The sequence below is a fragment of the Desulfovibrio sp. X2 genome (genome assembly GCF_000422205.1).
Lineage (GTDB): Bacteria > Desulfobacterota > Desulfovibrionia > Desulfovibrionales > Desulfovibrionaceae > Alkalidesulfovibrio.
In genome coordinates this window covers 1-14,533 of record NZ_ATHV01000038.1, presented here as the reverse complement: position 1 = coordinate 14,533, position 14,533 = coordinate 1, and the positions used below count along the sequence as shown (strand labels likewise).

9 protein-coding genes are annotated in these 14,533 nt (G+C 69.6%); all 9 read left to right on the top strand.

The window, feature by feature from the left end:
- The first annotated feature begins 56 nt into the window (after nt 1-56).
- The 9 genes from ettA (at nt 57) to DSX2_RS12060 (ending at nt 14,167) form a co-directional block, all read left to right on the top strand.
- On the top strand, nt 57-1,739 hold the full coding sequence (gene ettA, locus DSX2_RS12100; protein ID WP_020881388.1) for an energy-dependent translational throttle protein EttA: 1,683 nt from the start codon (nt 57-59) through the stop codon (nt 1,737-1,739).
- Nucleotides 1,740-1,879: 140 nt separating this feature from the next.
- Complete coding sequence (gene msrB / locus DSX2_RS12095) at nt 1,880-3,040, top strand: peptide-methionine (R)-S-oxide reductase MsrB (RefSeq protein ID WP_020881387.1); 1,161 nt, start codon at nt 1,880-1,882, stop codon at nt 3,038-3,040.
- 208 nt (nt 3,041-3,248) lie between these two features.
- On the top strand, nt 3,249-5,264 hold the full coding sequence (locus DSX2_RS17700; RefSeq protein ID WP_020881386.1) for an MASE3 domain-containing protein: 2,016 nt from the start codon (nt 3,249-3,251) through the stop codon (nt 5,262-5,264).
- A 79-nt stretch (nt 5,265-5,343) separates the two neighbouring features.
- Nucleotides 5,344-6,075: a precorrin-8X methylmutase gene (locus tag DSX2_RS12085; protein WP_020881385.1), complete on the top strand. Its 732-nt coding sequence runs from the start codon at nt 5,344-5,346 to the stop codon at nt 6,073-6,075.
- Nucleotides 6,072-6,833 (top strand): precorrin-4 C(11)-methyltransferase, encoded by a 762-nt coding sequence (cobM, locus tag DSX2_RS12080; RefSeq protein ID WP_020881384.1) that lies wholly within the window; start codon nt 6,072-6,074, stop codon nt 6,831-6,833. The genes DSX2_RS12085 and cobM overlap by 4 nt, the downstream gene beginning before the upstream one ends.
- A 295-nt stretch (nt 6,834-7,128) precedes the next feature.
- Nucleotides 7,129-7,791, top strand: coding sequence for a DUF3313 domain-containing protein (locus DSX2_RS17695; RefSeq protein ID WP_020881383.1), 663 nt, complete (start codon nt 7,129-7,131; stop codon nt 7,789-7,791).
- A 300-nt stretch (nt 7,792-8,091) separates the two neighbouring features.
- Entirely contained in the window at nt 8,092-9,717 is a 1,626-nt protein-coding gene (locus tag DSX2_RS12070) for an efflux transporter outer membrane subunit (protein ID WP_020881382.1), read from the top strand.
- Nucleotides 9,718-9,724: 7 nt separating this feature from the next.
- Entirely contained in the window at nt 9,725-11,014 is a 1,290-nt protein-coding gene (locus DSX2_RS12065; protein ID WP_020881381.1) for an efflux RND transporter periplasmic adaptor subunit, read from the top strand.
- A gap of 30 nt (nt 11,015-11,044) precedes the next feature.
- The gene (locus DSX2_RS12060) at nt 11,045-14,167 is read left to right on the top strand and encodes an efflux RND transporter permease subunit (protein WP_020881380.1); all 3,123 of its coding nucleotides are present in this window, start codon (nt 11,045-11,047) and stop codon (nt 14,165-14,167) included.
- Nucleotides 14,168-14,533: the final 366 nt, after the last annotated feature.

The window sequence follows — 14,533 nt, the reverse complement described above, 5'->3', positions numbered from 1 at the left end:
GGTCTCCCTCCCCCTCCCCGCTCTCCCCGCCTCCCGCCCCATCCCACGGAGAATACATGAGCCAGGAACCGAACAAGATCATCTATTCCATGTCGCGCGTCTCGAAGTTCTACGAGAAGCGCCCGATCCTGAAGGACATCTCCCTGTCCTACTTCTACGGCGCCAAGATCGGCGTGCTGGGCCTGAACGGCTCGGGCAAGAGCTCGCTCCTGAAGATCCTGGCGGGCGTGGACACGGACTTCGAGGGCCGCACGGACTGCGCGCCGGGCTTCACCATCGGCTACCTGGAGCAGGAGCCGCTGCTGAACGAGACGCGCACGGTGCTCGAGGTGGTGCAGGAGGGCGTGCAGGAGACGGTGGACCTCTTGAAGGAGTTCGAGGAGATCAACGCCGCCTTCGCCGAGCCCATGGAGGCCGACGAGATGGACAAGCTCATCGAGCGCCAGGGCAAGGTGCAGGAGCGCCTGGACGCGGCCAATGCCTGGGACCTCGATTCCCGGCTCGAGCAGGCCATGGACGCCCTGCGCTGCCCGCCCGCGGACATGACGCTCGACAAGGTGTCCGGCGGCGAGCGGCGCCGCGTGGCGCTCTGCCGCCTGCTGCTCAAGCAGCCGGACATCCTGCTCCTGGACGAGCCCACCAACCACCTGGACGCCGAGACCGTGAACTGGCTCGAGCACCATCTCTCGCAGTACCCGGGCACGATCATCGCGGTCACCCACGACCGCTACTTCCTGGACAACGTGGCGGGCTGGATCCTCGAGCTCGACCGCGGCCGGGGCATCCCCTGGAAGGGCAACTACTCCTCGTGGCTCGAGCAGAAGGAGGAGCGGCTGCGCCAGGAGGAGAAGGGCGAGGCCAAGCGCCAGAAGACGCTCGAGCGCGAGCTCGAGTGGGCCCGGCAGGCGCCCAAGGGCAGGCACGCCAAGAGCAAGGCGCGTCTGGCGCGCTACGAGCAGCTTTTGAACGAGGACGTGCAGAAGCTCGACCGCGAGCTGGAGATCTTCATCCCGGCCGGTCCCAAGCTCGGCAAGAAGGTCATCGAGGTCGAAGGGCTGACCAAGGCCTACGGCGAGCGGCTGATCTTCGAGGACGTGACCTTCACCGTGCCGCCCGCGGCCGTGGTCGGCATCATCGGCCCCAACGGCGCGGGCAAGACCACGCTGTTCCGCATCGTCACCGGCCAGGAGAAGGCCGACGGCGGCTCCGTGGTCGTGGGCGAGTCCGTGACCATGGGCTACGTGGACCAGGGCCGCGACGTGCTGGACAACGACAAGACCGTCTGGGAGGTCGTGAGCGAGGGCCACGACGTGATCAGCCTCGGCGGACGCGACGTGAACTCGCGCGCCTACCTCGGCAAGTTCAACATCACGGGCTCGGAGCAGCAGAAGAAGGTGGGGCTCCTTTCCGGCGGCGAGCGCAACCGCGTGCACCTGGCGCGCGTGCTCAAGTCCGGGGCCAACGTGCTGCTGCTGGACGAACCGACCAACGACCTGGACGTGAACACCATCCGGGCGCTGGAGGAGGCCATCCTGAACTTCGCGGGCTGCACGCTGGTCATCAGCCACGACCGCTGGTTCCTGGACCGCGTGGCCACGCACATCCTGGACTTCGAGGGCGACGGCCGCGTCTCCTTCTTCGAGGGCAACTTCATGGAGTACGAGGAGGACAAGAAGGCCCGCCTCGGCGAGGACGCCCTCATCCCGCACCGCATCAAGTACCGCAAGTTCTCCCGCTAGGCGGGCGGCGGACGCCGCCTGCAGAGAAGTCGAAAGGCCCGGCCGGATGCGCGCATCCGGCCGGGCCTTTCTCGTTTTCCCCTCGCCAGGAACGTGAGGCCGTGCTATATTGCAGGCAAAATTCCCAAGCGAGGTGTTCCATGAGCGTATACGGCATCGCGATCCTTCTTGCGGCGGCGCTGCTGGCCGTGGCCGGTCCGGCCGATGCGTCCGAGGGCTCTCCGGCCGCGCCCGGGGGGACGAGGACCGCGGTCTTCGCGGGCGGCTGCTTCTGGTGCTCCGAGGCGGACTTCGAGAAGCTGCCCGGCGTGATTTCCGTGGAGTCCGGCTACGCGGGCGGCAGCGTGCTCAACCCGACCTACGAGGAGGTCGGCTCCGGCACCACGGGGCATCGGGAATGCATCCGCGTGACCTACGACCCGGCGAAGATATCCTATGCCCAGCTCGTGGAGGCCTTCTGGCGCGACGTGAACCCCACGGACGGGGGCGGGCAGTTCCCGGACCGCGGCTCGCAGTACACCACGGCCATCTTCTACCAGACCGACGAGGAGCGGCAGATCGCCGAGGAGTCCAAGCGCTGCCTGGAGGAGTCCGGCAGGTTCTCGCAGCCCGTGGTCACGCCCGTCGTCAAGCTCCAGGCCTTCTACCCGGCCGAGAAGTACCACCAGGACTTCTACAAGAAGGACCCGGCGCGCTACCACTCCTACCGGTCGCACTCGGGCCGCGACGAGTTCATCCGCTCCCACTGGGGCGAGCATCCCTTCGCGAACCTGCCCGCCTCAGAGTGCGCGGCCAAGGGAACGGAAATGAAGACGGGCGCGGGCGCGGCGGCCTCGGCTTCGGTCCCGGAGAAGAGCTGGGACGGCTACACGAAGCCCTCCGACGAGGAGCTGAGGAAGCGCCTGACGCCCATGCAGTACAAGGTCACGCAGGAGGAGGGCACCGAGCCCGCCTTCCGCAACGAGTACTGGGACAACCACCGCGAGGGCATCTACGTGGACGTCGTCTCGGGCGAGCCGCTCTTCGACTCCACGCACAAGTACGAGTCCGGCACGGGCTGGCCGAGCTTCTGGGCGCCGCTCGAGCCGGACAACGTGGTGGAGCGCGAGGACCGCTCCCTGTTCACCACGCGCACCGAGGTGCGCAGCAGGCACGCGGACTCCCACCTGGGCCACGTCTTCCCGGACGGGCCCAAGCCCACGGGGCTGCGCTACTGCCTGGACTCCGCGGCGCTGCGCTTCATCCCCAAGGAGGACCTGGAGAAGGAGGGCTACGGCGAATACCTGAAGCTCTTCCAGTAGCCCGCAGAGCAGCCTCCGCGGCCGGACCGGCGGAGATGTCGCGGGGGGGGCAGGGTGGCATGCCCTGAACGCCGTTCGGCTTGTTTGAATGGCGTTCTTCGCGTATCTAGGGCGCGACAAGGTTCAAAATCCGTTTCTTCCCGAGACACGCGAACCGGCGGGGCGGGCGCGGCATGGGGCCGCGGGGCGCCTCCGGAAAGGTGATGCCATGGACGACGCCTCGCAGGGCTCAAGGGCCGCGCGCATCGCGGGCGGGTTGCCCATGCCGCCCGCGCTGATCCTCGGCGGGCTGCTCGTCCTGGCCGTGCTCAACGCGCTCGGTCGCGTCGATTTCCTCCTCTTCCACACCCTGGTCGAATTCTTCAGCGCCGCTGTCTGCCTGGCCGTCTTCCTGCTGGCCTGGAACACGCGGCGCTTCACGAGCGGCAACGGCCTGCTCCTGCTCGGCTCGTGCCTGCTCTACGCGGGGCTGGCCGTGGTCCTGCACACCATGGCCTACAAGGGGCTCGCCGTGCTCGGCCACGGCGGGGCGGACCTGCCCACGCAGCTTTGGATCGTCACGCGCATCCTCCTGACCGTGGGCTTCCTGGCCCTGCCCCTGGCCTCGCGCATGAGGATAGGCGACCTCGCGGGCTTCGGCGCGGCCACGGTCCTGGCCGCGGCGCTCCTGTGGAGCGTGTTCTCCGGCCATTTCCCGGTCTGCTACGGGCCGGGCGGGCTCACCCCCTTCAAGAAGGACTCGGAGTACGTCCTCTCCGCGGCCATGCTGCTTTCGGCCTGGCTGGTCTCGCGCCGCCGCCGGGTCTTCGGCCGCAGGGTGGTCAACTACCTCGTGGCCGCCATGCTCGCGGGCGCGGCCGCGGGCCTCATCTTCACCTTCTACGTCAGCGTCTTCGGCCTCTCCATCCTGGGCGGCCATCTGGTCATGCTCCTGGCCATCTTCCTGATCTACAAGGCGCTCATCGAGACCGCCCTGGCCGATCCCTTCTCCTTCCTCTTCCGGGAGCTGAAGCAGCGCGAGACCGAGCTCGTGACCGCCAAGGAGGCGGCGGAGTCGGCCAACGCGGCCAAGGACGTGTTCCTGGCCAACGTCAGCCACGAGATCCGCACGCCGCTCTCCGGGGTGCTCGGCATGCTCCAGCTGCTGCAGAGCACCGCCCTGGATGCGGAGCAGGAGGAATACGTGCGCATGGCCGCGGCCTCGGGCCGGGGGCTGTCCACGGTGATCAACGACATCCTCGACCTCTCGCGCATCGAGGCGGGCCGCATGCCCATCGAGGCGGCGGAGTTCGAGCTCGCGCCCTTCCTGGAGGAGGTGGCGGGCGTCTTCGGCCACCTGGCCGAAGAAAGCGGGCTCATGTTCGAATACGCCCTGGGGCCGGACCTGCCCGCCCGGGTGCGGGGCGACGCCGCGCGCATCCGACAGATACTCTTCAACCTCCTGGGCAATGCCGTGAAGTTCACGGAGCAGGGCCGCGTGGTCCTGCGCGCCGTTGCGGACAATGTCTCCGGAAACGGGAGCCCGGACGCGGAATTCGTGCTGCGCCTCGTGGTCGAGGACACCGGCCCGGGCATCCCGGCCGCGGAGCAGGAGCGCATCTTCGAGCCCTTCGTGCAGGCCGACGGCCCGGCGCGGCGCCGCAAGGGCGGCTCCGGCCTGGGGCTCGCCATCGTGCGCCGCCTGTGCGAGGCCATGGGCGGCACGGTCCGGGTGCAGAGCAGCGAGGACAAGGGATCGACCTTCACCGTGACCCTGCCGCTCGCGGTCGCGTCCTGGGCCAAGGCCCCGGCCGTGCCCGCTCCGCTTGCCGCGCAGGCCGCGCCCGGTGCGCCGGGCAGGCAGCTGCGCATCCTCCTGGCGGACGACGACCGCGTGAACACCCTCGTGGCGCGGCGCCTCCTGGAGCGGGACGGGCACAGCGTGTTCGCGGCCGAGGACGGCGAGCGGGCCCTGGCGCTTTTGCGCGAGCACGACGTGGACCTGGTGCTCATGGACGTGCAGATGCCCGGCCGCGACGGCCTGGAGGCCACGCGGGCCATCCGCGAGGGCCGGGCGGGCAGGCCGGACGTGCCGGTCATCGCGCTCACGGCCCACGCCATGCACGGCGACCGGGAGCGCTTCCTCGCCGCGGGCATGGACGACTACCTGACCAAGCCGGTGGAGGCCTCGGCGCTGCGCCGCATCCTCAGCTCCTTCGCCGGGACGGAGACCGGGGCGGCCTGAAAAGCCTTTCGCCTCCTCCCCGTTTGCCGTATCCTCGCCCTATCCCGCCTTCTTCACGGACTTTTCAAAGGAACGTTCCATGACCAGCGAAGCAGATACCGAGCATTCCGCTCTTTCAGCGGCCGAACTGGACCCCGTCTTCGAGCCCGAGGCCATCGAGCGCCGCTCCATGGAGATCATCGACTCCCTGGTGCCCGAGCCCAGGCCCTTCGAGGGCGCGCAGTGGGCCGTAGCCCGGCGCATGGTGCACACCACGGCCGACTTCGAGCTGCTGGACCACGTCCGCTTCCATCCCCACGCCGTGCTCGCCGGGCTCACCGCCATCCGCGCGGGCGCCTCCATCGTCACGGACACGCGCATGGCCGCCGCGGGCATCCCGCCGCGCCGCCTGGAGCCCTTCGGCTGCCGCGTGCTCTGCCTGATGAACGACCCCGAGGTGGCCCACGAGGCCAAACGGCGCGGGCTCACGCGGGCCCACGTGGCCGTGGAGCGCGCGGCGAGCCTGGAGGGGCCGGTCATCTGGGCCGTGGGCAACGCGCCCACGGCGCTCCTGCGCCTGCTCGACCTGCTGGACGCGGGCCGGGTGCGGCCCGCGCTCATCGTGGGCATGCCCGTGGGCTTCGTCAACGCCGAGCAGTCCAAGGACCTGCTCATGGCCCGCACCGACATCCCCTGGATCGCCATCGAGGGCCGCAAGGGCGGCTCGGCCCTGGCCGCCTGCACGGTGAACGCCCTGGCCGAGCTGGCGCTCTCGCCGCCCTCCTCGGTGCTGGCCGCCTCCGCCGCCGCGCCCGCACGGGACGAGGCGTGAGCACCGGCCGCGTCGTCTTCGTCGGCGCCGGGCCGGGCGATCCCGAGCTCGTCACCCTCAAGGGCCACCGCCTGATCGGCGAGGCCGACCTCGTGCTCTATGCGGGCTCCCTGGTGCCGCGCGCCGTGCTCGCGGGCGCGCGGCCCGGCGTGCAGGTCCTGGACTCCGCGCCCATGACCCTGGAGCAGACCCACGCCCTGCTGCGCGACTGCGCCCGGGGCGGCGGGCTCGCCGCGCGCGTGCACACCGGCGATCCCTCGCTCTACGGCGCCGTGGCCGAGCAGACGGAACTCCTGGACCGCGACAACATTCCCTGGGAGGTCGTGCCCGGCGTGACCGCGGCCTTCGCCGCGGCGGCCGCCGCGGGCACGCCCCTGACCCTGCCGGGCGGCAGCCAGAGCGTGATCATCACCCGCCTGGCCGGGCGCACGCCGGTGCCCGAGAGCGAGTCGCTGCGCTCGCTCGCCGCGCACCAAGCGACCATGGCCGTCTACCTCTCGGCCGCCGAGCCCGAGGCGCTGCAGGCCGAGCTGCGCGCCGCCGGGCTGCCCGAGGACACTGCCGTGCACATCGCGCACAAGGTCGGCTGGCCGGAGCAGGAGCTCATCCCCTCCACCCTGGCCGCGTTCCCGAACGCGGCGCGCAGCAGGCACATCGGCCGCCAGGCCGTGTTCCTCGTCCTGCCGCGGCGCACGGCAGAGCGCTCCAGGCTCTATGATCCCGGCTTCGCCCACGGCTACAGGGACGCCTCGGACTGATTCCCGGCGGAAGCGGCGCGGCGAGGGGGGGCCCCCGTCGGTCGGCCCGTCCCCCCCGCTTCTCCCCCGTTCCTGCCTCCCTGTCGAACGACGGGCATCCGCGAGCTGCCTCGGCCTCGCCGCCGCCTCGGCCGGGGCCTCCGTGCGGCAACGGGATTTCCCTTTTCTCTTTTCAGAAAACCGTGCATATCGAAAAGCGAGGTCCATTGTGCGGTCTGCCATGGACCGCGCGAATCCGAGGCGGGGGGATACTTTCAGACGCGGCACGCAACGTGCCCTGGATCGGAGGTCCGCCATGAAGTCGTTCGCCTGGCTCATCGTGTGCGCTCTTCTCCTGGCATCCGCCTGCTCGAGCAGGCAGAAGCCCCAGCCTCCGCCCTCGTCCGTGGCCGGGATGGAGAAGGTCCTGGACGTGAAGGACGGCGAGGCCTGGCGCAAGCCAGGCGCGACCCTGGCGGACTACGACCGGTTCATCCTCGATCCCGCGCAGTGCCGCATTCCGGGCTACGATCCCGCCACGGCCTCGGTCCCGCCCGACCAGCTGCGCATCCTGGCCGAGTACTTCAGCCGCGTCCTGCGCGAGGCGATCCCGTCCGACTATCCGCTCGTGACCTCGCCCGGGCCGCGGACCCTGCGCATCACGCCGATCATCACCGGCGTCGAGCCGTCCAATCCGGTCATGAACACCATCACCTCCGTGGTGCCGCTCGGCATCGTGCTCTCCCTGGCCGAGAGCGCGGCCACGGGCAAGGCCAGCTACGTGGGCTCGGCCTCGGTGGAGATCGAGTTCCACGACGCCCTGAGCGGCGAGCTCGTGGGCCTCTACAGGGGGCAGAAGGACGGCGAGAAGTACGACTCGTCCGGCTTCTCCGAGACCGGCGTGGCCAGAAAGGCCTTCGAGGAGTGGGCCCAGCTCCTGCGCCGGCGCATCTTCACCGCGCGCGGCAAGACCGGCTGAGAAGGGGCGGAACGGGAGAAGGGGCGCGGGCCCGGGCCGCGCTCCGCACCGCCACCGTTCCGTTGCCGCTCCGTTCGCACCGGGCGCGGCGCGCCCGCGCCCGGACGCTTCTCGATTCGCGACATTTTCTCATGAAAACCTCGCAGGTGTGCCGAAAAACACTGTTCTTTCCCCGTTTCCTGCCCGCCCGGAGCGGTGCGCGCCGTCCGTTTCACGGCTTCGGTGTTGAATAATTGCACCGTTGCGGGTAGCTATCGGAAAACACGTCTTCATTATTCAGGGGCATTTCGGGGAACGGACATGGTCGGATATTCCTCCCGGTTGAATCCGAAAAAGCCCGGCTGTTTACGCCGGGCGCGCCTCCTATGTGTTCTCCTGTTTCTTCTCGCCGCCGGATGCGCCGCGGTCGGGCCGGACTACAAGGCCCTCGAGGCGGACACGCCCGAAGAGTGGCTCGACGCGCAAAAGCAGCTCATCACCTCCGACCCCATCCGTCCTGACTGGTGGGGCGTGTTCGGCGATCCGGAGCTGGTCTCCCTGGTGCAGGAGGCCTTTGCCCGCAACCTCACCCTGCGCGTGGCCGGGCTTCGGGTCTACGAGTCGCGCGCGAGCCTCGGCGTGGCCGTGGGCAACCTCTACCCGCAGAGCCAGGCGGCCGAGGGCTCGATCCAGGCCGTCAACCCGAGCGACCGCGCGCCCACCGCGCCCCAGCCGGGCAGTTCCGGCACCTACCCCGCCTACAACCAGGCCTCGGTCGACGCCACGGCGAGCTGGGAGCTCGACTTCTGGGGCAAGTTCCGCCGCGGCGTGGAGGCCGCGCGCGCCGAGGTGGACGCCAGCGTGGCCGACTACCACGACGCGCGCGTGAGCCTGGCCGCCCAGACCGCCCAGACCTACCTGACGCTGCGCATCTACCAGGAGCGGCTGGCCATCGCCCGCGCCAACGTGGTCGTGCAGCGAGAGGGGCTGCGCATCGCCCAGGCCCGCTACCGCTACGGCGCGACCAGCGACCGCGACGTGCAGCAGGCCGTGACCCTGCTCACCTCCACCCAGGCCACCATCCCGAGCCTGGAGAACGGGCTGGCCCAGGCAGAGCACGCCCTGGCCCTGCTCCTGGGCATGACCCCGGGCGAGCTGCACGCGCGCCTGAAGATCGAGCAGGGCATCCCGGACGTGCCCGCCGAGGTGGCCGTGGGCGTGCCCGCGGACCTTCTGCGCCGCCGCCCGGACATCCGCAAGGCCGAACGGCTGGCCGCGGCCCAGTCCGCCCGCATCGGCGAGGCCAAGGCCGACCTCTACCCGTCCTTCACCCTGAGCGGCACCATCGGCTTCCTCTCGAGCTCCGTGGGCGCCTTCGAGCTTTCCGACATCCTCTCCCACGGCTACACGGCCTCGGGGAGCGCGGGCCTGCGCTGGAGCCTCTTCAACTACGGCCGCATCACCAACGCCGTGCGCGTGCAGGACGCCGTCTACCAGGAGCTGGAGACCCAGTACGAGAACACCGTCCTCTCCGCCCTGCGCGAGGCCGAGGACTCGCTCTCCGCCTTCCTGCGCGCCCGCGAGCAGGCCGCGTTCCTGGACAAGAGCGCCACGGCCGCGGCGCGTTCCGTGAAGCTGGCCCTGTTCCAGTACCGCGAGGGCGCCACGGACTTCACCACCGTGCTCACCGCGCAGCAGAACCTGCTGCAGCAGCAGGACAACCTGGCCCTGGCCCGCGGGGCCATCGTCACCAACCTGGCGGGGCTCTACCGCGCCCTGGGCGGCGGCTGGGAAGCCCCGCAGGGCCGGGACGAAGCGCCGCTCGCCGTGCCCGCGAAGGTACGCGAGGAGATGAAGAGCCGCACCGACTGGGGCGGACTGCTCGATACGGACCCTGAAAAGCCGGGCGGGACGCCGAAGACCGACTGGCCGTCCCCCGACTGGTAAGTCCGGCATGACCGGCCCGACAGGCAAGACCGACAAGACAGGTAAGGACAGGTACGCCATGGAGCCCCTCGCCATGCCCCGAAATATCCGAAGCGACCGCAAGGACGAATCGCCCCGGCCGCGCAGGCTGCCGCGCGCGGCGCTGGCCTGCGCCCTGGCGGGGCTTTGCCTCCTCGCCGCGTGCAAGGACAAGAACGCCTACGTCCCGCCGCCGCCCCCCAAGGTCACGGTGGCCACGCCGGTGCGCAAGAACGTCATCGAGTACGTGGAGTTCACCGGCAACACCCAGGCCCAGGCCACGGTGGACCTCATGGCCCGCGTGGAAGGCTTCCTGCGCGAGATAGACTTCAAGGACGGCGCGGTGGTCAAGAAGGGCGAGACGCTCTTCGTCATCGAGCCCGAGCCCTACCAGGCGGCCCTGGACCAGGCCAAGGCCCAGATCGTCACGCAGCAGGTGCTGCTCTCCCAGGCCGAGATCGAGTACGAGCGCGCCAAGAACCTCCTGCGCGAGAAGGCCGGGCCCGAGACCGACGTGGTCAAGTGGGCCACGCAGCGCGACAGCGCCAAGGCGGGCATCGTCCAGGCCAAGGCCCAGGCCGAGGAGGCCGCCATCAACCTCGGCTACACGCGCATCACCGCGCCCTTCGCCGGCCGCATCAGCCGCCGCTACGTGGACAAGGGCAACCTCGTCGGCCCGACCATCAATTCCAAGCTGGCGACCATCGTCAGCGTCGACCCCATCTACGCCTACTTCACCCTGAACGAGCGCGAACTGCTGCGCCTGACCAAGAGCAAGCGCGAGAAGGACGTGAAGCTCAGCCAGCCCAAGGACAGCCCCGTGGAGATGGGGCTGGCCGACGAGGAGGGCTATCCCCACAAGGGCGTCATGGACTACGCGGACCTCGGACTGGACCCGAACACCGGCACGCTCCTCCTGCGCGCGGTCTTCCCCAACGAGCAGTACGGCATCATGCCCGGCATGTTCGTGCGCCTGCGCGCCCCCGTGGGCGAGCAGAACGGCGTGCTGCTGGTGGACGACAGGGCGCTCGGCCAGAACCAGGGCGGCAACTTCCTGCTCGTGGTCGGCCCGGGAGACGTGGTCGAGGCGCGGCCCGTGGTCATCGGTCCCAAGGAGGGCGACCTTCGGGTGATCGAGAAGGGGCTCAAGGGGGACGAGCGCGTTATCGTCAACGGACTGCAGCGGGCCAGGCCCGGCTCCAAGGTGGAACCGGTGGCCGCGGGCGCGGCTCCGGCTCCGGCTGGCAAGCCGACGGGGAGCCCGGCCACCGGCGGCTAGGCCGCGGGCAACGGGAAGCGGGAAGCGGACATGTTCTCGAAATTCTTCATCGAGCGCCCCATCCTGGCGAACGTCCTCGCCATCGTGATCATGCTCATCGGCGTGGTCTCGCTCTTCGAGCTGCCCGTGGCCCAGTACCCGGACATCACCCCGCCCACGGTCACGGTCTCCGCGGTCTATCCCGGCGCCTCGGCCTCGGTCGTGGCGGACACCGTGGCCGCGCCCATCGAGCAGCAGGTCAACGGCGTGGAAGGCATGCTCTACATGTCCTCCAAGTCCGCCAACGACGGCTCCTACACCCTGACCGTGACCTTCGACGTCGGCACCGACCTCGACATGGCCACCGTGCTCGTCCAGAACCGGGTGAGCATCGCCGAGCCGCGCCTGCCCCAGGCCGTGCGCGACCAGGGCATCACCGTGCAGAAGAAGTCCACGGCCATCCTCGAGGTGGTCGCGCTCAACTCGCCGGACAACCGCTTCGACGACCTCTACATCTCGAACTTCGCCACGCTCAGGGTCAAGGACCGGCTGGCGCGCATCCCGGGCGTGGGCGACGTGTCCGTCAACGGCGCGGCCGAGTACTCCATGCGCGTCTGGCTGGACCCCAACCGCCTGAAGTCCTACCGCCTGACCACGTCCGACGTGGAGAACGCCATCTCGGAGCAGAACGTGCAGGTGGCCGCGGGCCAGCTCGGCCAGGCGCCCACGCCCCCGGGCGTGGACTTCCAGTACGCCCTGCAGGCCATGGGACGGCTCCAGGACGTCGAGCAGTTCGAGAACATCATCATCAAGACCTCCTACGACCAGGCCGGGGAGGTGGTGCGCCTGCGCGACGTGGCCCGCGTGGAGCTGGGCGCCCAGACCTATAACATCTTCGCGCAGCAGAAGGGCAAGCCCGCGGCCCTGGTGTGCGTCTATCTCCTGCCCGGCGCCAACGCCATCCAGGTGGCGGCGGACGTGCACAAGGCCATGGAGGAGATGACCCCCGAGTTCCCCGAGGGGCTCACCTGGAACATCCCCTTCGACACCACGCGCTTCGTGCAGGCGGCCATCGACGAGGTCTACATGACCCTGGTCGAGGCGGCGGTTCTGGTGCTCCTCGTGATCATGGTCTTCCTGCAGGACTGGCGCGCCATGCTGGTCCCGGCCACCACCGTGCCCGTGACCATCCTCGGCGCCTTCGTGGCCATGGTCGCCCTCGGCTTCTCGGTCAACCTGATCACCCTCTTCGGCATCATCCTGGCCATCGGCATCGTGGTGGACGACGCGATCATCATCGTGGAGGGCGCGGCCCACCACATGGAGCAGGGACTCTCCCCGCACGACGCGGCCGTGAAGACCATGTCCGAACTCTTCGGACCGATCATCGGCATCACCCTCGTGCTCACCGCCGTCTTCGTCCCGGCGGCGTGCATGGGCGGCATCACCGGGCAGCTCTACCGCCAGTTCGCCCTGGTCATCGCGGCCACCGCGGTCATCAGCGCCATCAACGCGGCCACCCTGAAGCCCACGCAGTGCGCCCTGTGGATGAAGCCCGAGCCCAAGGGAAAGAAGAAGAACGCCTTCTACCGCGGCTTCAACCGGCTCTACGCCGACTGCGAGGAGGGCTACGCCCGGATCGTGACCTGGATGACGGACCACGCCAAGGCCTGCCTCGTGGTCTTCTCCGTGCTCATCGCGCTCACGGTCTGGGGCTTCACCCGCCTGCCCACGGGCTTCCTGCCGGAAGAGGACCAGGGCTACGCCATCATCGCCGTGCAGCTGCCCGACGCGGCCTCCCAGATCCGCACGCGCGAGGTCGTGGACAAGGTCAACGCCATCCTGGCCGACACCAAGGGCGTGGCCGACTGGATCTCCTTCGGCGGCCTGTCCATCCTCGACTCGGCCAACATCTCCAACGCGGCCTCCGTCTTCGTCATCTACGAGGACTGGGCCAAGCGCGGCAAGGACCTGAGCCAGCGGGCCATCGTCACCTCCATCCAGCGCCGCCTGGCGGGCATCCAGGAGGCCGTGTGCGCCGTGCTCATCCCGCCCGCCATCCAGGGCCTGGGCCAGGCGGGCGGCTTCGAGATGGTGCTGCAGGACCGGGGCTCGCTCGGCCCCAACGTGCTCGAGGACGCCTCGCGCGAGATGATCCTGACCGGCCGCACCCAGACCGGGCTGGCCGGGGTGAGCATGACCTACAGCGCCCACGTGCCGCAGAAGTACGTGGACGTGGACCGCGTGAAGGTCAAGACGCTCGGCGTCGCGCTCTCCGACGTCTTCGGCACGCTGCAGGCCTACCTCGGCTCGGCCTACATCAACGACTTCAACAAGTTCGGCCGCACCTACCAGGTGCGCATCCAGGCCGACGCCGCCTACCGCCTGAACGTGGACGACGTGAAGCGCCTGGACGTGCGCAACTCCGCGGGCGAGATGGTGCCGCTCGGCAGCCTGGCCACCATCTCCGACACGGTCGGCCCGCAGATCGTCACCCGCTACGACCTCTACCCGGCCGTCTCGCTCTACGGCGCGGCCGCCCCGGGCTTCAGCTCGGGCCAGGCCCTGAACCTCATGGAGCAGATGGCCTCGGCCAAGCTGCCCCAGGGCATGGGCTACCAGTGGACCGGCATGGCCTACCAGGAGAAGAAGGTGGGCAGCCAGGCCTACTTCATCTTCGCCCTGGCCATCCTGCTGGTCTACCTCGTGCTCGCCGCGCAGTACGAAAGCTGGTCCGCCCCCACCTGCGTCATCCTCGCCGTGCCCCTGGCCCTGCTCGGCACCCTGGCCGCCCTCTACGCGCGGCACATGGACAACAACGTCTACACCCAGATCGGCCTCGTGCTGCTCATCGCCCTGGCCAGCAAGAACGCCATCCTCATCGTGGAGTTCGCGCGCGAACTCAGGGCGGAAGGCAAGTCCATCCATGAGGCCGCGGTCCATGCCTCGCGCATGCGCTTCCGCCCCATCCTCATGACCTCCTTCGCCTTCATCCTCGGCGTCGTGCCGCTGCTCACCGCCTCGGGCGCGGGCGCGGCCAGCCGACAGGCCCTGGGCACCGCGGTCTTCGGCGGCATGCTCGCCTCCACCCTCCTGGCCGTGCTCTTCGTGCCCGTCTTCTACGTGGTCATCCAGACCCTCAGCGAACGACTGGCCGCCAGGAAGAAGAAGTAGACCGGATGCCTCCGGCGGCCAGGGCGGGGGCTGCGCGCCCCCGCCCTGGACCCACCCCGCGCCAGGCTGAGCCTGGACCCCCTTCGCGCGCGGTACGGCTGACGGCCGGGCACAGGCTGCCTGGGCGTGTCCGGTCGTGGAATCGAATGTGTCCGGGATTTTCCTTCGCGCATCTCGCCTGCGGCTCGACGCGCGGAGAAAAATCCCGGACACGATTGCCGTCGGGGACGACTCCCCGAACCCCTCGCCCATAGGCGAAAACTGCTCCCGGTTTCTTCCCTCTCTCCTTTGCCATGGGGCTTCCAGGGCGCTCGCTGCTCTTATCGCAGGCAAAGGAGATGGTGGGGGGCCGTTTTTTCGTCTTCC